Source organism: Bailinhaonella thermotolerans, assembly GCF_003594875.1.
GTDB classification, from domain to species: Bacteria; Actinomycetota; Actinomycetes; order Streptosporangiales; family Streptosporangiaceae; genus Bailinhaonella; species Bailinhaonella thermotolerans.
The window spans coordinates 277,071-299,591 of the sequence record NZ_QZEY01000009.1; the positions used below are offsets into that span (position 1 = coordinate 277,071).

Below are 22,521 nucleotides of genomic sequence, written 5' to 3' on the forward strand. Positions count from 1 at the left end.
TCGGAGGGGGGCGACGCGATGAGCGGGGAAGACGGGGACGCCAGGCGTGGCTCCGGGGGGCGGCCCCCGCGCCGTCCCGCGGCGGGCTCGCGCCGCGCCTCGTCTCGGCCGGAGCCGGGGGCACGCCCCGAGGGGGGCGCCCGGCCCGAGGGGGGCGCCCGGCCCGAGGGGGGCTCACGCCGTACGCCGTCCGGGGCGCGGCAGGCGGCCGGGGTCAGCGTCGGGAGCGACGGGTACGGCTCGGTCAGCATCGGGCCCGGCGGGACGAAGCCGGGCGGGCCGAGGCCGCGCGTCCCCGACCCCGCGGCGCGCTCACGCCGCCGGGGGCTGCTGACCAGTGCCGCGCTGTCCGGCGTCGTGCTGCTGATCTCGGGGTTCCTCTGGGCCCTGCCGCAGGTCATCGAGGCCGGCGTCGGGCGGGTGCCCGTGGGCGTGGTCGGTTCGGTGCCGAGCGGGCCGCTCAACATCCTGCTGGTGGGCGTGGACAAGCGGCAGGGGCTCACCCGTGAGCAGCAGAAGCGGCTCGCGCTCGGGCGCGACCCCGGCTCCCGCACGGACACGATGATGCTGATCCGGCTGTCCGCCGACCACCGCCGCCTCACCGTCGTCAGCATCCCGCGCGACTCGTGGGTGACCGTGCCCGGGCGCGGCCAGCACAAGATCAACTCGGCGTACCAGCTCGGCGGGCCCAACCTGACGGTCAAGACCGTGCAGGAGGCCACCGGCCTGGTGATCAACCACTACGTCGAGGTCAACGTGCTCGGCTTCATCAAGGTCGTGGACACCCTGGGCGGGGTGCAGGTCTGCCTCAACCAGGACATCAACGACGTCAAGAGCGGCCTGCGCATGAAGGCCGGCAAGCACACGGTGGACGGCGTCACCGCGCTCGCCTTCGCCCGCACCCGGGCCACCGCGCGGTCCGACTTCGACCGGATCGATCGGCAGCAGCAGTTCATGGCGGCGCTGCTGCACAAGGCGCTGAGCGCCGGCACGCTGACCAACCCCGCCAAGCTCACGGGCTTCCTCGACGCCGCCCTGGCGGCCGTGACCGTGGACGAGAACCTCGACGCGGGCACGATCCGCGGCCTCGCCGGGCAGATGCAGGACCTGAGCACCGACGACGTCACGTTCGCGACCGTCCCCGTCTCCGACGCCAACTTCCGCACCCCCCAGGGCGAGTCGGCGGTGCTCTGGGACCAGGCGGCGGCGCGCGACCTGTTCGGCCGCCTCAAGAACGACACTCCCCTGCTCAAGCCGTCCGCCACCCCGACCGCCGGGAAGAACCCGCTCACCGTCGCGCCCGGGCGCATCGCCGTACGCGTCCTCAACGGCACCGGCTTGACCGGCCGGGGCGCCAAGGCCCGCGGCGACCTGCAGCGCGTCGGCTTCCTGGTGCCCGAGCGCGCCGGGGACACGCCCGAGCGGAACCACGAGCGGACCCTCGTGCGGTACGGCACGCCGCGCGCCGACTCGGCCCGCACGGTCGCCGCGGCGATCCCCGGGGCCCAGCTCGTCGAGATCCCGGACCTGGGGAACCGGATCGAGGTGGTCGTCGGGCGCGACTACAAGGGCACGAAGGCGGTCAAGGTCGCCGCGGGCCCGGTCGAGAGCGGCGCCGGCGAGACCCCGCGCACGGCCACCCAGAACATCTGCCGCTGACCCCGGCGCCCCGGGACCGGGACGCCCGGGGGCGTCCGGAAGGTGGTCGAGGGCGGCCGGGGGCGGCCGGAGGGTGGCCGGAGGGCGGTCGGAGGGTGGCCGGGGGTGGCCGATGTGGGCATCGTGCGGTCTGAGCTGGCATGATCGCCTATGTCGCCGGATAGCGTGGCGTCTCGCCGTACCCCCGACATTTCTGGAGAAACGACGATGAGTGATGCCGGGGCCGCCCCCGCGCTCCGGGTGGACGGGCTGCACAAGGCGTTCGGCGAGCACGTCGCCGCGAACCGCGTCAGCCTCACCGTCCAGCCGGGCTCGTTCTACGGTCTCGTCGGGCCCAACGGCGCGGGGAAGACCACCACGCTCTCGATGGCGGTGGGGCTGCAGCGTCCGGACGCCGGGCGGTCGCTCGTCTTCGGCGTGGACGTCTGGCGGGACCCGCTGGCCGCCAAGCGCCTGATGGGCGTGCTGCCGGACGGGCTCGCCCTCCCCGAGCGGCTGACCGGCCGCGAACTGCTCACCTACCTGGGCACCCTCAGCGGCCTCGACCCCGCGACGGTGGAGCGGCGCGCCTCGGAGCTGCTGGACGTGATGGAGCTGAGCGGCTCCGCCGAGCGCACGCTCGTGATCGACTACTCGACCGGCATGCGGAAGAAGATCGGGCTCGCGAGCGCGCTGCTGCACGGGCCGAGGCTGCTGGTGCTCGACGAGCCGTTCGAGGCGGTGGACCCGGTCTCGGCCGCGACGCTGAAGAACATCCTGCGGCGCTTCGTGGCGGGCGGCGGCGCCGTACTCCTGTCCAGCCACGTGATGGCGCTGGTCGAGCAGCTCTGCGACACGGTGGCGGTGATGGCCGGGGGCGTCGTGGCCGCCGAGGGGCCGCTCGACGAGGTGCGCGGCGGGCGCACGCTGGAAGAGGCGTTCGTCGAGCTGGTCGGGGCCGACGTCAGCGGCGGGGAGGGGCTGTCGTGGTTGGGGTCCTGATCCGGATGAAGCTCGCCGTCATGCGGCACTCCTCGACCGACGAACGCCAGATCTGGATGACCAGCGGCGCGACGGCCGGGCTCGTCGCGGCGGGGCTGACCATCTGGTTCGCGACCTACGACATCAGCCGGCCCGCCGCGCTGATGGACCTGCTCGCGGCGGTGTTCGCCATGTGGGCGTTCGGCTGGATCGCGGCGCCCGTCTGGGGCGGGCAGGCGCCGCTGCGGGCCGAGCACTTCGCGCACCACCCCGTTCCCCGGGTACGGCTGGCCGCCGGGCTGCTGGCCGCCTCGCTCGTCGGGATCGGCGCGGGGGTCACGGTCGTGGGCTTCGGCGCGCTGATCGTGTTCGGGGCGCGGCTCGGGATCGTCCCGGCACTGGTGGCGGTGCCCGCGCTGGTGCTCCAGCTCGCGCTGGTCGTGCTGCTGTCGCGGCTGGCCGCCCGGCTGTTCGGGGCGCTGTCCCGCTCGCGCACCGGGGCGGCGATCACCGGCGTGCTGACCGCCGTCCTGCTGGTGGCCTCGCAGGCCGGGTGGATCGTGTTCATCGCGGTGGAGGCGGTGCTGGCCACCGGCTTCTCCCCCGGCGTCTCGGCCGTCCTGCGGGCGCTCCCGTCGAGCTGGGGCCTGGTCGCCGTCGAGGCCGCCGCCCGCTCCGACTGGGCCGTGGTCGCGGCGGCGCTGCTGGGCCTCGCCGTGGGGCTGGTGCTGCTGACCCTGCTGTGGGGGCGCCTGCTCGGGCCGGGGCGGCTCGCGCGGTCCGTCGTGCGCGGGTCGGACCGGTCGCGCCGGATCCCCTCGCGCCCGGTGACGGCCGTCTACCTCAAGGAGCTGCGGACCTGGCGGCGTGACCCGCTGCGCGTGCAGGGGCTCGTGGTCGCGCCGGTGTTCGCCGTGCTCACCGGGCTCGTGCCGCTGGCGTTCGGCTCGACCGCCTTCCTGCCGTACGCCGGGGTGCTGGCGGCGCTGCTGGGCGCGGTGGGCAGCGCGAACCTGTACGGCCAGGACGGCACGGCGCTGTGGCTGACCCTGCTGCGGCCGGGCACCGAGCGGGCGGACGTGCGCGGGCGGCAGCTCGGCTGGCTCACGGTCTTCGGGCCGCTGTCGCTGGGGCTGACCGTGGTCGGCGGGCTGTGGCACGGGGACCCGGACGCGTGGCCGTGGGCGCTCGCCTCGGTGACCGCGGCGCTGGGCGCGGGCGCGGGCCTGGTGCCGCTGCTGGCGGTGGACCAGCTCGTGCCCGGCCCCGACCCGCACCGGAACCGCGACTCCCCGCTCGACCACGGCGACGTGACCGGCCTGTCGTTCGTCATGCTGTTCCTGGCGATCACGGCGGCGTCGCCCGCCCTGGCCGTGGTGGCCGCGGGCGAGGCGATGGACTCCCCGGCCCTCCGCTGGACCGGCGTCGCGGCCGGCGTCGGGCTCGGCGCGGTCTGCGCCTGGGCCTTCGGCGCGCGCGCCGCCCGCCGCCTCCGCGAGCGCGGCCCGGAGCTGCTGTACCTGATGCGCTCGGGCAAGCCCGTCACCCCTCCCGAGGAGGAGACCGAGCAGGCCGCCGCCCCCATCCCCGCGGCGCGCCAGGCCATCCTGTGGACCCTGTTCTTCGTCGGCGTGATCGCCCTGTTCCCCCAGGGCCTCGTCCCCCTGGTCATGAAGCTCAGCGGCGAGATAGCCCGCGTCTGGTTCCTGGCCCTCCACCTCCCGGACCCCTGGCAATGGCCCACCGTCATCGCCATGATCCTGCTGGGCCTCACCTCCCTGACGCTGTGCGTCCACCTCTACCGCAGGTCCACCGCCAGACCCCGCCCCCCGGCCACCCCCTGACCCCCCGCCGCCCCCGAGAAGCCGAAGCATGCCGCCCGAGCCCCTGCTGCCGCTCTACGACACCGAAACCCGCGACCGCCTCCGGGAAGAGGCGCCCGTGGGCGGCGTCGTGGAGCGGGACGGCCCGTTCCTGCGAACGCCTTACGGAACCCACGGGACCGTCGAGCACCTGCGCCTCCCACCAGGGGACCTCGACGAGGCGATCGCCCGTCAACGCGACGCCTTCACCGCCCGCGACGAACCCGCCGAGTGGCGGACGTACGCGCACGACCCCTTCCCCGATCTTCCGGTACGGCTGGCGCGCGCCGGTTTCGTGGCGGAGTCGGAGCGGGACGTGCTCGTGGCGCCCCTCGCCCCCGGTGTGCTCCCGCCCGGGGTGCGCGCCGCGTCGTGGGAGGAACACGAGCACGTGGCGCGGATCGCGGGCGGGCGGCCGCAGCGCCGGGGCTTCGCGGACTTCCTGGCGGACGGGTCGGGCCTGAGCATGGACGGCGAGGTGCTGGTAGCGGAGGCCGGCGGGACCATCGAGGCGGTGGCCTGGGGCACGATCGAGCGCGGGAACCGGTTCGCGATCGTCGGGGGGCTGGTGGACCCCGGGCTCCGGCTCACGCCGTACCTGCGGCACTGGGACTGGCGGCGGGACGGTCCCGGGCGCTGGCTCCGGCGGCCCGACGCCCGATACGTCGTGGTCGAGGCCTCCGGCGCCCTCAGAAACGGGCTTCTGAGCGCCGGGTTCGGCCGATCAGCACGGTCACGTCCTGGCGCTGGACGCCGCCCGGGACGCCGGCGGCGAGCCGGCCGGTCAAGTTGCTGCTGGCGGACGAGGAGTACGACTCCATCTGGGAGCGCTTCACGTCCAGGTTCGGTTTCCGGCCGAGCACGCGAGTCTTCCCCGGGATCGACGAGCCCGCCGACTCGGCCACCTGGGACCTGAGCAGGCTCGACCCCTCACGCCACGACGCGCTCCAGGCCGCCGTCGAGCACGCCCTCCGGGAGTGCCTGCGACCCGGCGAGGAGGTGTACTGGCTCGACTGGCGGCATGTGGCGGTCCGCTTCGACCCTCACCGGGTGGGCGGCACCGGCCGTCCGCCGTGGCCGGGTGAGGTCTATCCCGACGGGGACTACTACATCCACGTCACGGGGGACCTGCGGCTGGGCACGTTCGGCCATCCCTGGGAGCGCACTCTCTGCGTCTTCGGGGCGGACCTGCGGGCTCGCCTGGCGCACCGGCTGGGGGAGGTTTTGGGGGTGCCCTTGCGGGTCGGGGGTCAGGCGCCGGGGGTTATGAGGCCGCTTTCGTAGGCGAGGACCACCAGTTGGGAGCGGTCCCGGGCGCGGAGTTTGGTCAGGAGGCGGCTCACGTAGGTCCGGGCGGTGGCGGGGCTGATGTGGAGGGCGCGGGCCAGTTCGTCGTTGGACTCGCCGAGGCCGATGTGGTGGAGGACCTCGCGTTCGCGGTCGGTGAGGGGGGACAGGAGCTCGGGGCGGGTCGCGGGGCGGGACGTGGCCCAGGTCATGACGCGGCGGGTGATCGACGGGGAGAGGAGGGCCTCGCCGGTGGCGGCCGCGTGGACGGCGCGGCGGAGCTCGTCGGGGGTGATGTCCTTGAGGAGGAAGCCCGCGGCACCGCGGCGGATGGCCTCGATGACGTTCTCGTCCTCGTCGAAGGTGGTCAGGACGACCACGTGGACGCCGCGCAGGGACGGGTCCGCCGCCACGCGCCGGGTGGCCTCCAGGCCGTCCAGCCCGGGCATGCGGATGTCCATCAGGACCACGTCTGGCAGGTGGTCGGCGACGCGGCGCAGGGCCTCGCGGCCGTCGGCGGCCTCGGCGACGACCTCGATGGCGGGGTCGCGTTCGAGGAGGGCGCGCAGGCCGGAGCGGACGAGCTCCTGGTCGTCGGCGAGGACCACCCTGATCATCGCGTCCCCGGGGGGACGGCTCGGGCTGCGGGGCCGCGGCCACGGCGCGCGGGCGCCGCCGTACCGCCGCCGACGGTCACGGCGGGGTCCTGCCCCTCGGGCCGCGCAATCACGCCGCCAAGTCTAGAAGGCCCCGGGCTCGTCCCCGGGGAGGAGGCGGTCGTCGACAAACGACGTATACGGACGCGCCCGGACGCGTATAACGGCCCGGAGACCGGCGCCTAGCGTCGTTGCATGGTCGACGTCAAGAATCTCCGCTGGCCGCTCGTCATCGGCCTCGGCGCGCTCGCGCTCATACGCCCGCTCCTCAGCGCCCTCGGCGTCCTGGAGGCCCTCGGCAAACCCTGGTCGGTCCTCGTGGTCACCGCGCTCATCTCGCTGGCCTGGCTGGCCGCCGTGGTCGCGTTCGACGTGGCGCGGCCCCTGCTCACCCTGGTCGCGGCCGGTCTCGTGTACGGCGCCCTCGCCCTGGTGCTCGGCCTTACCGCCGGGACGATCAGCGGCGAGGGCGGCGGCCTCGCCCTCCTGAACCCCTTCGCGATCGTCAGCGTCCTCGCGACGAACGCCCTCTGGGGCGGCGTCACCGGCCTCGTCGCCCTCGCGATCCAGAAGGCCCGCGGCCGCGCGTGAGCCCCGCGCCCCCGGCCCCGTTCCGGTACGGCGGGCCGCCCGCGTCTCGCCCGCGCGGGGCCGGTCACCGCGCGCGGCCGGGCGGCCCGCCGTACGGTCAGGGGGCGTTCGACAGGATGTCGCCGGGCTGGCAGTCGAGGGCGGTGCAGATGGCGCTGAGGGTGGAGAAGCGGATGGCCCTGGCCCGGCCGTTCTTGAGGATGGAGAGGTTGGCCAGGGTGACGCCCACCTTCTCGGCCAGCTCCGTCAGGGTCATGCCGCGTTCGTCCAGGAGCCTGTCGAGGTGGACGACGATGTGATGTTCCTCGTCAGCGGGCATCTAGACCAGTCCCTCGACGTCCCGCCGGAGCACCGCGCCGCGCCGGAAGATCGCCGAGAGGGCGCCCAGGAGCAGGGCGAAGCCGATGATCCGCAGGTCGGGCAGGTAGTCGAAACGGACCAGCCGGGCGGCCGCGGTGCCCGCCACCAGCGCGCGGTCGGCGAGGTCCTTGACCGGGTCGGCGGCCAGGCCGTACACGCCGATCAGCGCGGCCATGAGCCCGAGCCTGCGCCCGTTGGCGGGGATGAACGGGTCGCCCCGGCGCTGGGTCGCGGCGATCCGCCACAGCAGGAACATCACGACGACCATGATCAGGTGCCCGAGCAGGGGCGGGCCGAAGAGCAGCACCCGCTGCCCGAAGCCGGGGTCCGGGATCGACAGGCGCGCCTGCGGGCCGAGCTCGACGACCAGCGGGCCGATCCGCTGGAGACCCCACTCCGCGGAGTCGCCCCGGTCCAGCCACGGCATGGGGTCGTGGCCGCCGGCCAGGGCGATGCCCTCGCTGGTCCCCGAGCTCCCGTTGCTCAGGACCATCGCCGCGAGGTGGAGCAGGACACCGATCGCGAAGAGGCAGAAGAACAGGTAGACGAGGTTCTCGACGAGCCCGTTGCCCAGTCGCGACCACCACGAGCGCTCGGCCATGGCCGTCCTCCTTATCGTTAATCGATACGCCCAGGGTTATCGAGAAACGATAAGGAGTCAAGTCAGATCCCGATCCTGGGCCACTCGATCGCGGGGCAGCGGTCCATGATCATGTCGATCCCGGCGGACCTGACGCGGGCCGCGGCCTTCTCGTCGATCACGCCGAGCTGGAACCAGACGGCCTTCACGCCGAGCCGGATCGCGTCGTCCGCCACCGCGCCCGCCTCCGACGGCCGGCGGAAGACGTCCACCACGTCCACGCCGAACGGGATCGCGTCCAGGGAGGGGTACCCCGGCTCGCCGTGCACCGTCGCGGCGGACGGGTGGACCGGCACGATCCGCTTCCCGTTGCGCTGGAGGAAGGCGGCCACGCCGTACGCCGCCCGCGTCGGATTGTCCCCGAGCCCGACGATCGCCCAGGTATGCGTCTCCCGCAGCACGCGGGCGATCACGGCCTCGTCCGCGTAGGGGTGCTCAACGTTGTCCATGCGAACCGTTCTACCCCCTGGACGGGCGGGCCGGGGCAGGAGGGCCGGGGCAAGGGGCCGGGGCAGGGGGCCGGGCCAGGGCAGGCGCGGCCGGGACGGGCGTGGCCGGGACAGGCGTGGCCGGAACGGGCGTGGCGGGGACGGGCGGCTCAAGAGGGGCGCCCGAGCGCGCCCGGCTCAAGTGCGGCGGGTCAGGAGGGGCGGGCTCCGCCGTCGGCCGGGCCGATCCAGACGACGGAGTCGTACTCGGGGGTGGGCGAGATCTCGACCTGCAGTTCCCCGGCCTTGTCCGGGTCCACCGACAGGGTCACCTGGGCGACCGCCCGCCTGCCGGGCAGCAGCGCGCCGGTGGCCGGCTTCGTCGCGCCCCTGGCGTCGAAGATGTTCTCCGGCACCTGGCCCGCGGCGTCGCGCACGTGGGGCAGCGCCGCCAGGTCGTCGATCGCCTCGGCGCCGCCGTTCACGATCGTGATCCTCACCTGGACCGCGAGGTCGCCCTTCTCGTGTCCGATCGCGAACTCGTCCAGCTTGTACGGCCGGGGCTCGGACACGGTGACCTTCACGCCGTCGTCGTACACGTGGGTCTGGCCGAACCGCAGCGGCTCGACCCGCTCGGGCGCCTCCCGGTTGGGCGGGGCCGTCGGCGTGACGTCCCGGCCGCGGGCCTCGGCCCCGGTCACGCGGTCGCGGTCGCCGGCGAGCGCCGTCACGGCCACGACCACGCTGAGGGCCGCCAGCATGAGGGCGAGACCACCGAGGCCGGTGCCCGTGAGGGCCATCCCCTTGTTCGAGGCGCGGCCCTTGCGAGCCTCGCCGTGGCCGACCAGGCCGAAGACCAGGGACGCCAGGCCGAGGACCCCCGCCAGGCCGACCACGACCGGGAGCAGGACGACGAGCAGGATGACGGTCGGCGAGTCGAAGTCCAGGACGCCCATCAGCCAGAGCAGGAACGGGGCGAGCCCGAAGACCGTGCCGAATCCCCCGAGGACCACCGCGGCCACGCCGAAGCCGTCGCGCCGCCGGGGCGGGCCGGGCGGCGTCCCCGGCAGGCCGGGCGGCGCCCAGTACCCCCCGAGTTGCTGCGGGGCTTCGGGAGGCGGTACGGGCGTGGCCATGCGTCGTCCTAGTAAAGGGATTTAGATTGACAAATCACCATATAGGGACGCGCGGAATGCTCCGACGCCGGAGGGAACGCCACCGACGACCGCGCCCGGCCCACGCCCGCCGCCGGCGACCACGGCCGCGAGGGCGAGAGGTCGTCCACAGGCCAGGACGTCGTCCACAGAACGCCGTACGGCTCGCGCCTGCGTGGGGCGCGAGCCGTACGGTGTGGTCCTGGGCGGGCCTGGAAGGAGGTGAGAGGCCCAGGAGTGGGACGGGCCGGGTCAGGGGCGGCCGAGGGCCCGGTAGTGCCAGCCGGCGGCCCGCCACTGCTCGGAGTCGAGGGCGTTGCGGCCGTCGACGACGTTGCGGGTGCGGACGACGCGGCCCAGTTCCTCGGGGTCGAGGCGGACGAACTCGTCCCACTCGGTGAGGAGGAGCACGACGTTCGCGTCGCGGGCGGCGTCGAGGGCGGACTCTCCGTACTTCAGGTCCGGGCGGACGCGGCGCGCGTTGTGCATCGCGGCCGGGTCGTAGACCGTGACGGACGCGCCCTGGTCGCTGATGGTGGCGGCCACGTCCAGGGCGGGGCTGTCGCGGATGTCGTCGGAGTTCGGCTTGAACGCCGCCCCGAGCACGGCCACGGTGCACCCCTCGAAGGAGCCGCCGACCAGTTCACGAGCCAGATCCACCATGCGGGCGCGGCGCCGCATGTTGATCGCGTCCACCTCGCGGAGGAAGGAGAGCGCCTGGTCCACACCCAGTTCACCGGCGCGCGCCATGAACGCGCGGATGTCCTTGGGCAGGCAGCCGCCACCGAACCCGAGCCCCGGGTTCAGGAAGCGCCCGCCGATCCGCTCGTCGTACGACAGCGCCAGCGAGAGCTGCTTGACGTCGGCGTGCGCGGCCTCGCAGACCTCGGCCATCGCGTTGATGAACGAGATCTTCGTGGCGAGGAAGGCGTTGGCCGCGGTCTTGACCAGCTCGGAGGTGGCGTAGTCGGTCACCACGAGCGGCACGCCCTCGCCCAGCATCGAGGCGTACACCTCGCGCATGATCTTCTCGGCGCGCTCGGAGCGGACGCCCAGCACGATCCGGTCCGGGTGCAGCGTGTCCTGCACCGCGAACCCCTCGCGCAGGAACTCGGGGTTCCAGGCCAGGTCCACGCCCTCTCGGGCGGGCGCGAGCTTGACCAGGCGGTCGGCGAGGCGTTCCGCGGTGCCCACGGGGACGGTCGACTTGCCGACGACCAGGCATTCGCGGACGAGCTGGGGCGCGAGGGCGTCCACGCACGCGTCCAGGTAGGACACGTCGGCGGCGAACTCACCGCGCTTCTGCGGCGTGCCCACGCAAATGAAGTGCACGTCGCCGAAGTCGGCGGCCTCTTCGTAGGAGGTGGTGAAGCGCAGACGGCCGGACTCAAGCCCACGGCGGAGGATCGGCTCCAGGCCGGGCTCGTGGAAGGGCAGATCCCCGTCGGACAGCCGGGCGATCTTCTCAGCGTCCACGTCGAGGCCGAGGACCTCGAACCCCAAGTCCGCCATGCACGCCGCGTGAGTCGCGCCCAGGTAGCCGGTCCCCAGTGCGGTGAGGCGGTATGGCACGGAATCTCCCTTCTGCTTTCACTGCGTCCGACGCTACCTACCGTCCGCGATGGGCCGAGGTACGGGGGTAGGTCGCCGTGGCATGGTACCGGCACCCTCCGGCGTGCCTCTGAGACCGGCCCGTACCCTGGCGTTTCGCATCTGCTCGGACGTCCTACGATTCTGAGTATGAGCTTCCCTCTCTATGCCCCCGCCGAGGAGCATGACCTGCTCCGAGAGACAGTCCGCGCTCTCGCCGACGACAAGATCGCGCCTCGCGCGGCCGAGGTCGACGAGACCGGAGAGTTCCCCTTCGACGTCCTGAAGGCGCTGACGGACGCGGACCTGCACGCCGTGCACATCCCCGAGGCGTACGGCGGCGCCGGGGCCGACGCGCTGGCGACCGTGATCGTGATCGAGGAGGTGGCGCGCGCGTGCGCCTCGTCCTCCCTCATCCCGGCGGTGAACAAGCTGGGCACGGTCCCGCTGCTGCTGTCCGGCTCCGAGGAGCTCAAGCGGCGCTACCTGTCCGCGGTGGCGCGCGGTGAGGGCATGTTCTCCTACGCCCTCTCCGAGCCCGAGGCCGGCTCGGACGCCGCCGCCATGCGCACCACCGCGGTCCGCGACGGCGACGGATACGTCCTCAACGGCACCAAGCGCTGGATCACCAACGCGGGCGTGTCCGAGTACTACATGGTGATGGCCGTCACCGACCCCTCGGCCGGCGCCCGCGGCATCTCCGCGTTCGTCGTCGAGAAGGGCGACGAGGGCTTCAGCGTGGGCGCCAAGGAGAAGAAGCTCGGCATCAAGGGCTCCCCCACCTGCGAGCTCTACTTCGACAACTGCCGCATCCCGGCCGACCGCCTGATCGGCGAGGAGGGCACCGGCTTCAAGACCGCGCTCGCCACCCTCGACCACACCCGCATCACGATCGCGGCCCAGGCCCTCGGCATCGCCCAGGGCGCCCTCGACTACGCCCTCGGCTACGTCAAGGAGCGCAAGCAGTTCGGCAAGCCCATCGCCGAGTTCCAGGGCCTCCAGTTCATGATCGCCGACATGGCCATGAAGCTGGAGGCGGCCCGCCAGCTCACCTACGCCGCCGCGGCCAAGTCCGAGGCCGCCATGCACGGTGAGAAGGTCAAGGACCTGACCTTCTTCTCCTCCGCGGCCAAGACGGCGGCCAGCGACGCCGCCATGGAGATCACCACCGACGCCGTCCAGCTCCTCGGCGGCTACGGCTACACCCGCGACTACCCGGTCGAGCGCATGATGCGCGACGCCAAGATCACCCAGATCTACGAGGGCACCAACCAGATCCAGCGCATGGTCATGGCCCGCCAGCTCCTCAAGTAACCCCGAAGCGGAAGAACCCGGGCCGACGGCACCGGGTTCTTCTCGTTCACGACGTCGCGCGGCCACGGCCCGCCCGGGGCCGCCCTCACCCGGGCCGGAGCGGCTCCCCGCGGCTCTCTGCGGCTCCCCTGCGGCTCTCTGCGGCCTCCGGGAGAAGCGCGGGTCAGTGGTTGAGGGTCGCGGCTTCGGTGCGGAGGCGGGCGCCCTTGGCGTACGCCTGGGCCTTGAGGTCCTGCTGGAACTTCTCCATGCGGGCGCGCAGGGCCTCGTCGGCCGCGGCGAGGATGCGTACGGCCAGGAGGCCGGCGTTGCGGGCGCCGCCGACGGCCACCGTGGCCACGGGGACGCCCGCGGGCATCTGGACGATGGACAGGAGGCTGTCCATGCCGTCGAGGTACTTCAGGGGGACCGGGACGCCGATCACCGGGAGGGGGGTGACCGACGCCAGCATGCCGGGGAGGTGGGCGGCGCCGCCCGCGCCCGCGATGATCGCGCGCAGGCCGCGGGAGGCCGCGCGCTTGCCGTACTCGATCATCTCCTCGGGCATCCGGTGGGCGGAGACCACGTCGGCCTCGAAGGGGACCTCGAACTCCGACAGCGCCTCGGCGGCGGCCTTCATCACCGGCCAGTCGGAGTCGCTGCCCATGACGATGCCGACGAGCGGGTTACTCATCGATGACTCCTGCGAGGTAGTCGGCGGCGTGGCGGGCGCGGTCGCGGACGTGGGCGAGCCGGGTGCCGAGCGCCGTGGTGTGGCCGATCTTGCGGCCGGGGCGCACGTCCTTGCCGTAGAAGTGGACCTTGACGGCGGGGTCGTGGGCCATGACGTGCAGGTAGCGGGGGTAGACCGAGGGCTCCGTGCCGCCGAGGACGTTGGCCATGACCACGTGGGGGGCGGTGGGGGCGGGGCTGCCCAGGGGGAGGTCGAGGATCGCGCGCAGGTGCTGCTCGAACTGGGACGTCCGCGCGCCCTCGATCGTCCAGTGGCCGCTGTTGTGCGGGCGCATCGCCAGCTCGTTGACCAGGACGCCGTCCGGGGTCTCGAACATCTCGACCGCGAGGAGGCCGGTCACGCCCAGCCGGGTGGCGATGTCGAGGGCCACCCGCTGGGCCTTGGCGGCGTCGGCCGGGTCCAGGTCCGGCGCGGGCGCCAGGACCTCGGTGCAGATGCCGTTCTCCTGGACGGTCTCGACTACCGGGTAGCAGACGCCCTGGCCGTGCGGGCTCCGGGCGACCAGGACCGCGATCTCGCGGGTGAACCGGACGCACGCCTCCGCCATCAGCGGGACGGTGACCTCGGACATGACGGCCGCCGCCTCCTCCGCGGACCCGACGACCCAGACGCCCCGGCCGTCGTATCCGCCGCGCACGGCCTTGAGCACGACAGGCCAGCCGTGCTCGTCGCCGAACGACGTCACGTCGGACGGCTCCGAGACGCGCCGCCACGGCGGGCACGGGGCGCCGATCTCCGTCAGGCGTTCGCGCATCGCGGCCTTGTCCTGGGCGTACAGCAGGGCGGCGCTGCCTGGGTGCACGGCGACGCCGGCCTCCTCCAGGGCGCGGATGTGCTCGGTGGGCACGTGCTCGTGGTCGAACGTCACCACGTCGCAGCCCTTGGCGAACGCCAGCAGGTCGGGCAGGCTGCGGTGGTCTCCCACCGGCGCGTCGGACACCACCTTGGCCGCGCTGTCGCCGGGATCGCTCGCGAGCACGCGCAACTCGACACCGAGGGCGATCGCGGCCTGCTGCGTCATGCGCGCGAGCTGGCCGCCGCCGACCATGCCGACAACGGGCATTCCACTGGTCGTGGGCTTCCTCACGTCCGCAAACCCTACTGGACGCCCGCCCGTGACCGGATCCGGACCACCCCTCGCGGCCCTCGATCCGCCCGCCGCGCGCGTGACCACGCGATCGCGCCCGGCGGGCGGCCCGTCCGAGGTCCCGGCGGGCGGGCCGTCCAGGTCCCGGCGGGCGGGCCGTCCGAGGTCCCGGCCGAGGGGCCGGATCGCGGGATCGAGCGGGCGTCAGCCGGTGGTGATCGCGGTGAGGGTACGGCGCATCGCGACCGTGGTGAGGTTCCCCTCCTGGTCCACACGGGTGACCAGGAACAGCAGCTCCTGGCCGGTCAGGGCACGCGGCGCCGCCGCCTCGCCGGTGAACGCCTCGCGGTCGGCCTCGCCGTACAGCGGTTTGGCGAGCTTGCCGCCGCCCGCCGAACGCTGCTGGAAGGTGAGTTCCAGGGTGTGGAAGACCAGGGCCCCGGAGGACGGGAGCAGGATGGAGTACGCGGGGGCGGTGCTGAGCTTGATCTCCGGCTGGAGGATGTCCGGGCGGGCCCGCTTGGGGCGCTCGGCGAACTCGCGGCGCAGCTCGCGGATCGGGTCGCCCGCCGGGAAGCGCTCCGCTCCCACTCCCGCCAGATCCGCGACGTAGGTGATGTGGCGTTGCGGGGCCAGCTCCACCTCGATCGCCTCGGTCGGGGCCGGACGCACCTCGGCGTCGGCCGGGAGGGCGGGGGCCTCGCCGCGCAGGGGCACCGGGCCGAGCGCGAGCCGCCAGCCGGCGTCCTCGCGGACCAGGAGGAAGTACGCCCCTCCGGCGCGGGCCGCGAACCACGGGCGGGCGCCGGGCGGGTTGGGCAGGTAGAACTCGGGCCTGGAGAGGTCGGCGTCGCCGAACGGGTTCCGCACGGCCTCGCACTCGGCGGCGGCGACGGCCTCCGCCCCGGTCGTCAGCGAGGCGATCTCGGCGCAGTCGCGGTCCTTCCAGGCGGCGGCGAGCCGCGGCACCAGCTCGAACGCCTGCTCGGCCGTGGCGCGCCCGACGGGCTCGGCCTCGCTCGCGCTCGGGCCGCGCGGCTCGGGGGTGGCGGTCAGGCCGTCCGGCCCGCGGTCGGCGCAGGCCGTCAGCAGCACGGCCGAACTCAGGACGAGTGCGAGGGGGATCAGACGCGGCACTGTCACCCACCTACGAGTCGGGCAAGCGATTTGCGCGGAATGCCGGATCGAAAGCCTAGCGCTTGCTCAATTCCGGCGTCACCCCGTGGTAACCCCTCACGGACCCCCCGGCCGGACCTCCGACCGACTCCGACCGCATCCCGACCGACTCCCGGCCGCATCCCGACCGACTCCCGATCGACCCCCGACCGACTCCCGGCCGCATCCCGACCGACTCCCCGACCGGACTCCCCGGGCGAGAGCCCTCGCCCGGGGAGTCCACGCGGCGGCGTGCCGGGCGGAAGCGACATACCGGCAGAAGGGATCGCACCGGAAGGAGGCGACCCGCCGGAAGGAAGGGAAGTGCCGCGAGGAAGGTCAGAGGCCGAGTTCGCGGGCGATGAGCATGCGCTGGACCTCGCTCGTGCCCTCCCCGATCTCCAGGATCTTGCTGTCGCGCCAGTGACGGGCGACGGGGAACTCGTTCATGAAGCCGTAGCCGCCGTGGATCTGGGTGGCCTCGCGGGCGTTGTCCACCGCGGCCTCGGAGGAGTAGAGCTTGGCGATCGCCGCCTCCTTCTTGAACGGCTCGCCGCGCAGCATCTTCTCCGCCGCCCGGTAGTACGCCAGCCGCGACATGTGGGCCTTCATCTCCATGTCGGCGATCTTGAAGGCGATCGCCTGGTTCGACCCGATGGGCCGGCCGAACGCGTGCCGCTCCTTGGCGTACTTCACGCACTCGTCCACGCACGCCTGCGCGAGCCCGGTGGCCAGCGCGGCGATCGCGATGCGGCCCTCGTCCAGGATCGACAGGAAGTTGGCGTATCCCCGGCCGCGCCGCCCGAGCAGGTTCGCGGACGGCACGCGCACGTCGGTGAACGTGATCTCGTGGGTGTCCGAGGCGTGCCAGCCGACCTTGGAGTAGTCCTTGGCGACCGCGAACCCCTCGGTCGGCACCGGGACCATGATCGAGGAGATCTCCTTGCGGCCGTCCGACTCCCCGGTCACGGCGGTCACGGTGACCAGGCGGGTAATGTTGGTGCCGGAGTTGGTGATGAACGACTTCGTGCCGTTGATCACCCACTCGTCGCCGTCGAGCACGGCCCTCGTCGCCGTCGCGCCCGCGTCGGACCCGCCACCGGGTTCGGTCAGGCCGAACGCGCCGAGCGCCTCGCCCGAGGCCAGCCGCGGAAGCCATTCGCGGCGCTGCTCCTCCGTGCCGAACCTGTAGACCGGCATCGCGCCCAGCGAGACGCCCGCCTCCAGGGTGATGGCCACCGACGAGTCCGCTCTGGCCAGTTCCTCGATGGCCAGGCACAGGGCGAAGTAGTCGCCGCCCATGCCGCCGTACTCTTCAGGGAAGGGAAGTCCGAAAAGTCCCATCTCGGCCATCTGCCGGACGATGTCGTAAGGGAACTCCTTACGCTCGTCATACTCCGCCGCCCGCGGGGCGACGACTTCTCTGGCGAACTGCTCGACGGTCTTGCGGAGGGCCTCGAGCTCGTCGCTCAGCCGGTAGTCCAACACCCTGCCACCTCGATCGATTGTCTTATGGAACAACTTCCCGTCACGCTCGGCGCCAATACGCGGGTTCTCGCGCGGCACCCGGGAACAGGCTGGCAGACTCATGGTGCCCTAGCGGCGGAATATGGTGCCAGTTTGGGAATACGACCGATTCGCCCGGGCATGTCGACGGGACCCGCCCGACCCAGCCGGAAGGAAGACGCGAGCTCGTGAAGATAGTGCAACGCCTCTACCAGAGGTTCACGGCCCTCGTGCACGAGCTGGCCAAGTTCGGCGTGGTCGGCGCGCTCGCCTTCGTGATCACGTGGGGGGTGACCAACCTCCTCCACTACGTGGTCGGCCTCGGCCCGCTGACCTCGAACGTCTTCGCGACCGTGATCGCCGCCACCTTCGCGTACTTCGGCAACCGCTTCTGGACCTGGCGCCACCGCGAGAAGACCGGGCTGGCGCGGGAGTACTTCCTGTTCTTCGTCTTCAACGGCATCGGCCTGCTGATCACGCTGCTGTTCCTGGGCTTCCGGTCCTACACCCTGAAGCTGGACGACCCGCTGAGCTACCAGATCGCGTTCTTCCTGGGCACGGCCGTGGCGACGCTGTTCCGCTTCTGGTCCTACAAGAAGTGGGTGTTCCTCCCGCCGGACCTGCCCCCCGTGGACCCGCACACCGGCCTGCCCGAGCCGATCGAGACGTACGAGGCCGCCTCGCCCACCGCGCGCGACCCCCTCGGCGGCACCGTCCCGTTCGAGCCCCGGCCCAACAACTCGCGCAACGGCAACCGCCCCCACGTGGAGAAGCCCAACCCGCGCTCCTGAGGCCCGCGTCACGAAGGGGTACGGCGACGTCGCCGTACCCCTTCTTCGCGCCCGCACCCGCGCCCGCCCCCGGCTCCGCCCCCGCCCGCCCCCGGCCCTGCCCGTCCCCGAACGCCCGGCCCCGGGCGCCCCGCCGTACAGCCCGGACACCCCGCCCCGCCGTACAGCCCGGACACCCCCGGCCCGCCGTACGCCCCGGACGCCCCCGCCCTGCCGTACGCCCGGCCCTCGCACCGCCTGCCGGACGCCCTGCCGTACGCCCTGGGAGGCGGTACGGCGGGGCGGGGCGTCAGGACGGCGCGACGCGGGTGAACAGGCGGCCGGCGAGGTCCACGCCCGCGACGGCCCCCGAGGCGTCGCGCGTGAAGAAGCCCCGCTGCCCCTTGAAGGCGCCGTCGGTCAGGATGTACTCGTCGCCGTCGCCCGGCAGCAGGCCCAGGTCGAAGGGCAGGTGGTCGGCCGGCAGGTCCATCTCCGCGGCGGCCCGGATCTCCGGCTTGATCAGCACTTCGAGCGTCAGGCTCGCGCCGTCGTCCTCGATGGTCAGCGTCATCGCGTCGTTCTCGTACCGCCCGGCGACCTCGCGCGCCCGCGCCGGGTCGTACGGCAGCGGCTCGGGGTCGCGGTCGATCACGCCGAGGAAGTGCTCCAGCGCCCACCGCACGACCGCCTGGTTGAACGGGATCCCGTCCGGCGCGGCGTTGGCCGTCACGACCACCGCGAAGCCGCGCTCGGGCACCGTGAGCAGTTCGGCGAACTGGCCGTTGGACGAGCCCCCGTGCCCCACGGTCCGGACTCCGTCCACGTCACGCAGGAACCAGCAGAGCCCCATCGCGTCGCCCAGGGAGCTGCCCCTCAGCTCGGCCGTCGGCCGCTTCATCAGGTCCAGCAGCTCGGCCGGGACCACGGTCCGCCCGTCCGCCCCGCGCCCGTCGCCCAGGTGGAAGCGCGCCCAGCGCAGCAGGTCGCCCGCCGAGGCCGCCAGGCCGCCGCCGGGGGCGTCGCCGCGCCAGTGCCGCCACGGCCGCGAGATGGTCACGCCGCCGTTCTCGTCCCGGTCGTGGCCGACGGAGAACCGCCGGGTCATCACGTCGTCGCGGGAGTAGAGGCTCCGGTCCAGCCCGAGGGGCTCGAAGAGCAGCGCGGCGATCGCCCGCTCGTAGGTCAGCCCGGTGACCTTCTCGATGATCCGCCCGAGCAGGTTGTACCCCGCCTGGCTGTAGGAGGAGCGCTCGCCGGGCGCGCCGACCATCCGCAGCCCGGCCAGGTGCTCGACGTCGCGGGCGATCGCGTCGTCGCCCTCGCCGGAGTCCTCAAGGGTGCCCCAGCCCAGCCCGGCGGTGTGGTTGAGGAGCTGTTTCACGGTGATCTCGGCGGCGGCCCGCTCGTCGGTCAGCCTCAGCTCGGGGACGTACCGGCGCACCGGCGCGTCCAGCTCCACCCGGCCCTCGGCCACGAGCCGCATCAGCGCCGTCGCGGTGTAGGTCTTCGTCACCGACCCGACCAGGAACAACGTGTCGGAGTCCACCGGCAGCGGGTTCTCGACGCTGGTCACGCCGTGGGAGGCGAAGTACTCCCGCCCGCCCGCGAACACCCCGACCGAGGCCCCCGGGATCCCGAACTCCTCGGCCGTGACCTTGACGAACTCGCTCAGCGCCTGGTGCCGCATGTCCATGTCTCCTCCAGCGTCCCCGCGCCGCCTCTCGGCCCCGCGGTGTCTTGCACTTTGTTCAAGTAGAACGTTAGAGATGAATTGAACAAAGTGCAACACCTGCGCTGAACAAAGTTCAAGACAAGTCGCCGCCCGCCTCTCCCCGACCGGGAGGAGCGGGCGGCGGTACGGCATGAGCCCGGCGGAAGCCGTACGGACCGGCGTCGGAGCGGGAGCCGCACGGCCAGGAGCGGGAGCCGCACGGCCAGGAGCAGGAGCCGTACGGGTCCGGGCGGGAGCCGTGCGGCTCGGGCCTCAGCGGGTCTTGACCTCGTAGTGGAGGTGGGTGACGCCCGCGCCGGGGATGATCTCCGGGTCGCCGAGGTGGATCGGGCTCCTGGCGATCTCGCCGAAGAAGCGGGTGCCCTGGCCGAGCAGCACCGGCACCAGGTCGATCCGGATCTCGTCGAGCAGGCCGGCGTCGAGGCACTGGCGGACGATGTCCGGGCTGCCCACCGCGACCTGCCTGCCCCCGGCGGCGGCCTTGGCCCGCTCGATCGCGCTCGGCACCCCTTCGGTGACGAACCGGACGTCCTCGTGCGGCCAGTCGCGCGGCGGGTTGTGCGTGACGACGAACACCGGGCAGCCCATCGGGTGGCTCCCGTTCCACCCGTTCGCCTCGTCGCAGGTGCGCCGGCCGTACACGATCGCCCCGATCGACGTCATCGCGTCGCGCACGAGGTCGGCGTCGGTCTCGGTGAGCTTGAAGTCGAAGTCGTCGTGCCCGGTCTCCACCAGGACGTCCCCGCGGAAGTACCACCCGAACAGGTGCTCCACGCCGCTCTCCGGGTGCGACACGACGCCGTCGAGGGACATGGACATGTTGGCGATGACCTTGGACATCTTCATCCTCCTGGGTTCGGTTCCGCTGTTCGCGCTCGCACCCGTTGAGACGTACGGCGGGCCGTCCGCTCATCGGTCATCGCGCGAGCAACGGGCGGTCGCGGGCGAGGCGGGGGCGGGACGGGCAGGCGGTCGCGGGCCGCGGGCCGGCGGTCGCGGGCAGGCGGTCGCGGGCCGCGGGCCGGGCGGGGGCGCGGGTCAGCCGGCCTCCCCGGGGAGGGTCAGGGGGAGGCCGAAGGCGGGCAGTAGGTGGGGCTCGAACGTCGTGATCTCGGCGATCCGGCCGTCCACGACCCGGAGCACGTCGATGTTCTGCGCGCGGTACACGCGGGTGCCCGGCCGCTGGACGTACCCCGCGACGGCCGGTCGCCCGTTCGCCCTGGTCGGGAGGTGACGCCACCGGCCGAACCACTCCGGGGACGCGGGGTCGAACGTGCGCGCGAGCAGCGTCATGACCGCGTCGCGGCTGGTGAACCAGTACGGGTTCGGCGGCATGGTCAGCACCACGTCCTCGGCGAGCATCCGCGCCATCATCGACGTGTCCCCGGCCACGGCCGCCGCCATGTACCGCCGGAGGATCTCCATCTCCTCCGGGCTGGTCTCGGCCGACGGCCCCCACTCGCCGCGCCGCTCCGGCATCCGCTCGCGCAACGCCGCGCGGGCCCGCTGGAGGGCGGAGTTCACGGACGCGACGCTCATGTCCAGCAGCTCCGCCGTCCGCGCGGCCGGGCACTCCAGCACGTCCCGCAGGATCAGCACCGCCCGCTGCCGGGGCGGGAGGTGCTGGATCGCGGCGAGGAACACCAGCTCAAGCGTCTCCCGCGCGACCACCAGCGACTCCGGCCCGGCCTCGGGCGAGACCACCTCCGCGAGCATCCGGTCGGGGTACGGCTGGAGCCAGGTGATCCGGACCGGCGGCTCCCCGTCGCCGTGCTCCATGCCCGGGACCGGGGTGTAGCGCGCGGGCCGCCGGGAGTTCCGCCGCAGGAAGTCGAGGCAGACATTGGTCGCGATCTTGTAGAGCCAGGCCCGGAACGAAGCCCGGCCCTCGAACCCGTCGCGGCTCCGCCACGCCTTCAGCAGCGCCTCCTGCACCAGGTCCTCGGCGTCGTCGTACGACCCGACCATCCGGTAGCAGTGAACCCGCAGCTCCCCGCGGTACGGCTCGGCCAGTGAGGCGAACTCCCACTCGTCCCCGTCCCGCATCAGGTCCGCGACCCCGTCGTCGCCCTCCCATTCCATAACGCCCGCGTCCGTGACGCTTTCCGGCTCCGGCGCGCCCGCGCCCGGGACGCCGGCCGGTTCCGTGACGTCCCGGTCCGTGACGTCCTCCGGTACGGCCTGAGCCCGCCCGCCGCCGTCGGCCGTACCGGGGCCTGTCGTACCGGACGCCGCGCCCGTCGCGCCGGGGTCGATCGCGCCCGTGGCGGGGGCCTCCGGGCGCGGGACGGAGGTGGAGCCGAGGGCGGCCTGGTAGGCGGTCTGGGCGATCCGGCGGAGCCGCCCGACGTCGCCCGCCAGCCCGGTGACCTCGTGGTAGAAGGGTTCGGGCAGCTCCGGCGCCAGCCCCCGGACCCGTCGCCCGATCCGCTCGATCAGCTCGCGCGCGTCCCCGCCCGCGCCCTGCCGCCCCCGGTAGGCCCGCTGTCGGCAGGCCGCGGAGCAGTAGAGCGAGACCCGCCCCCGCTTCCCCTCCCGCCCCGGCAGCGGTCCCCCACAACTCCGGCAAACACCCATAGCGACCGCCCAAACCGTCACGACCGAAGAGCCAGCCCCAAACCTACGCTCCGCCCGAGCCGAGCCGCCTCATCCGCCGTCCGCCGGCCACCGTCAGCCAGCGACCGTCAGCCAGCGACCGTCAGCCGGCCGCCGTCTGGCCGGCGCCGTCGAGCCGGCGCCGCCTCAATCTCACCGCGTGAGTCCGATCGCCTGGTCCCAGCCCCTCAGAGTCCCGCCCGCGAGGCTCCTGCCGCCCGGAGGCGGCACGGCGAGGCCCCCCGACTCTCGCCGGGCCGCCACCCCGGCTCCGGGATCGTGGGCGCCCGTACGGCCGTGCCCGGCCCTGCCGGCCGTACGGGCGTTCCTCTTCGAGGGTACGGCCGGGCACGCCGCCGCCCGCCGTGCGAACCGGGGCTAGGGCGTGTTTTGTGGATCGGTGGATGTGGATCTGGTGGTCGGGTTGTGATGGTCTGAT

20 protein-coding genes are annotated in these 22,521 nt (G+C 73.3%); 7 read left to right on the forward strand and 13 right to left on the reverse strand.

Features of this window, described 5'->3' with window-relative positions; genetic code table 11:
• The first annotated feature begins 18 nt into the window (after positions 1 to 18).
• The 4 genes from D5H75_RS23485 (at position 19) to D5H75_RS23500 (ending at position 5,765) form a co-directional block, all read left to right on the forward strand.
• Entirely contained in the window at positions 19 to 1,659 is a 1,641-nt protein-coding gene (locus D5H75_RS23485) for an LCP family protein (RefSeq protein ID WP_202638421.1), read from the forward strand.
• A 207-nt stretch (positions 1,660 to 1,866) separates the two neighbouring features.
• On the forward strand, positions 1,867 to 2,640 hold the full coding sequence (locus D5H75_RS23490) for an ABC transporter ATP-binding protein (RefSeq protein WP_119928665.1): 774 nt from the start codon (positions 1,867 to 1,869) through the stop codon (positions 2,638 to 2,640).
• Positions 2,625 to 4,463, forward strand: a complete 1,839-nt coding sequence (locus D5H75_RS23495) for a hypothetical protein (protein ID WP_147425258.1) — start codon at positions 2,625 to 2,627, stop codon at positions 4,461 to 4,463. The genes D5H75_RS23490 and D5H75_RS23495 overlap by 16 nt, the downstream gene beginning before the upstream one ends.
• Before the next feature lie 807 nt (positions 4,464 to 5,270).
• Positions 5,271 to 5,765 carry a DUF2716 domain-containing protein gene (locus D5H75_RS23500; RefSeq protein WP_119928667.1) on the forward strand — a complete coding sequence of 165 codons (495 nt, stop codon included), beginning with the start codon at positions 5,271 to 5,273 and terminating at the stop codon, positions 5,763 to 5,765.
• Here the strand turns inward: D5H75_RS23500 and D5H75_RS23505 are convergent.
• Positions 5,732 to 6,385: a response regulator transcription factor gene (locus D5H75_RS23505; protein ID WP_119928668.1), complete on the reverse strand. Its 654-nt coding sequence runs from the start codon at positions 6,383 to 6,385 to the stop codon at positions 5,732 to 5,734. The two genes, D5H75_RS23500 and D5H75_RS23505, sit on opposite strands and share 34 nt — an antisense overlap.
• Before the next feature lie 234 nt (positions 6,386 to 6,619).
• Between D5H75_RS23505 and D5H75_RS23510 the strand changes: the two genes are divergently transcribed.
• The gene (locus tag D5H75_RS23510; RefSeq protein WP_119928669.1) at positions 6,620 to 7,015 is read left to right on the forward strand and encodes a hypothetical protein; all 396 of its coding nucleotides are present in this window, start codon (positions 6,620 to 6,622) and stop codon (positions 7,013 to 7,015) included.
• A 97-nt stretch (positions 7,016 to 7,112) separates the two neighbouring features.
• Here D5H75_RS23510 and D5H75_RS23515 read toward each other — a convergent pair whose 3' ends face one another.
• The 5 genes from D5H75_RS23515 to D5H75_RS23540 all read right to left on the reverse strand — a co-directional run bounded on the left by D5H75_RS23515 (position 7,113) and on the right by D5H75_RS23540 (position 11,169).
• Positions 7,113 to 7,334 carry a helix-turn-helix domain-containing protein gene (locus D5H75_RS23515; protein WP_119928670.1) on the reverse strand — a complete coding sequence of 74 codons (222 nt, stop codon included), beginning with the start codon at positions 7,332 to 7,334 and terminating at the stop codon, positions 7,113 to 7,115.
• Positions 7,335 to 7,976 (reverse strand): DUF2975 domain-containing protein, encoded by a 642-nt coding sequence (locus tag D5H75_RS23520; RefSeq protein WP_119928671.1) that lies wholly within the window; start codon positions 7,974 to 7,976, stop codon positions 7,335 to 7,337.
• Positions 7,977 to 8,038: 62 nt separating this feature from the next.
• Entirely contained in the window at positions 8,039 to 8,464 is a 426-nt protein-coding gene (locus D5H75_RS23525; protein WP_119928672.1) for a CoA-binding protein, read from the reverse strand.
• 191 nt (positions 8,465 to 8,655) lie between these two features.
• The gene (locus D5H75_RS23535; RefSeq protein ID WP_119928673.1) at positions 8,656 to 9,579 is read right to left on the reverse strand and encodes a DUF4190 domain-containing protein; all 924 of its coding nucleotides are present in this window, start codon (positions 9,577 to 9,579) and stop codon (positions 8,656 to 8,658) included.
• A 270-nt stretch (positions 9,580 to 9,849) separates the two neighbouring features.
• Positions 9,850 to 11,169: a UDP-glucose dehydrogenase family protein gene (locus D5H75_RS23540; protein ID WP_119928674.1), complete on the reverse strand. Its 1,320-nt coding sequence runs from the start codon at positions 11,167 to 11,169 to the stop codon at positions 9,850 to 9,852.
• 168 nt (positions 11,170 to 11,337) lie between these two features.
• Between D5H75_RS23540 and D5H75_RS23545 the strand changes: the two genes are divergently transcribed.
• Positions 11,338 to 12,501 carry an acyl-CoA dehydrogenase family protein gene (locus tag D5H75_RS23545; protein WP_119928675.1) on the forward strand — a complete coding sequence of 388 codons (1,164 nt, stop codon included), beginning with the start codon at positions 11,338 to 11,340 and terminating at the stop codon, positions 12,499 to 12,501.
• A gap of 163 nt (positions 12,502 to 12,664) precedes the next feature.
• Here D5H75_RS23545 and purE read toward each other — a convergent pair whose 3' ends face one another.
• The 4 genes from purE to D5H75_RS23565 form a co-directional block, all read right to left on the reverse strand.
• Positions 12,665 to 13,174: a 5-(carboxyamino)imidazole ribonucleotide mutase gene (gene purE, locus D5H75_RS23550; RefSeq protein WP_119928676.1), complete on the reverse strand. Its 510-nt coding sequence runs from the start codon at positions 13,172 to 13,174 to the stop codon at positions 12,665 to 12,667.
• Positions 13,167 to 14,297 carry a 5-(carboxyamino)imidazole ribonucleotide synthase gene (locus D5H75_RS23555; protein ID WP_119928677.1) on the reverse strand — a complete coding sequence of 377 codons (1,131 nt, stop codon included), beginning with the start codon at positions 14,295 to 14,297 and terminating at the stop codon, positions 13,167 to 13,169. Before D5H75_RS23555 ends, purE begins: the two co-directional genes overlap by 8 nt.
• Before the next feature lie 228 nt (positions 14,298 to 14,525).
• Complete coding sequence (locus D5H75_RS23560; RefSeq protein WP_119928678.1) at positions 14,526 to 15,458, reverse strand: hypothetical protein; 933 nt, start codon at positions 15,456 to 15,458, stop codon at positions 14,526 to 14,528.
• Positions 15,459 to 15,815: 357 nt separating this feature from the next.
• Entirely contained in the window at positions 15,816 to 16,961 is a 1,146-nt protein-coding gene (locus D5H75_RS23565; protein WP_202638435.1) for an acyl-CoA dehydrogenase family protein, read from the reverse strand.
• Between the two features lie 209 nt (positions 16,962 to 17,170).
• Here D5H75_RS23565 and D5H75_RS23570 point away from each other — a divergent pair, with 209 nt between their 5' ends.
• Positions 17,171 to 17,773: a GtrA family protein gene (locus D5H75_RS23570; protein ID WP_119928680.1), complete on the forward strand. Its 603-nt coding sequence runs from the start codon at positions 17,171 to 17,173 to the stop codon at positions 17,771 to 17,773.
• Between the two features lie 289 nt (positions 17,774 to 18,062).
• Here D5H75_RS23570 and D5H75_RS23575 read toward each other — a convergent pair whose 3' ends face one another.
• The 3 genes from D5H75_RS23575 to D5H75_RS23585 form a co-directional block, all read right to left on the reverse strand.
• Positions 18,063 to 19,448: a serine hydrolase domain-containing protein gene (locus tag D5H75_RS23575; RefSeq protein ID WP_202638422.1), complete on the reverse strand. Its 1,386-nt coding sequence runs from the start codon at positions 19,446 to 19,448 to the stop codon at positions 18,063 to 18,065.
• Between the two features lie 291 nt (positions 19,449 to 19,739).
• Complete coding sequence (locus D5H75_RS23580) at positions 19,740 to 20,327, reverse strand: dihydrofolate reductase family protein (protein WP_119928713.1); 588 nt, start codon at positions 20,325 to 20,327, stop codon at positions 19,740 to 19,742.
• A 198-nt stretch (positions 20,328 to 20,525) separates the two neighbouring features.
• Positions 20,526 to 22,064 (reverse strand): sigma-70 family RNA polymerase sigma factor, encoded by a 1,539-nt coding sequence (locus tag D5H75_RS23585; protein ID WP_119928681.1) that lies wholly within the window; start codon positions 22,062 to 22,064, stop codon positions 20,526 to 20,528.
• Between the last annotated feature and the right edge of the window lie 457 nt (positions 22,065 to 22,521).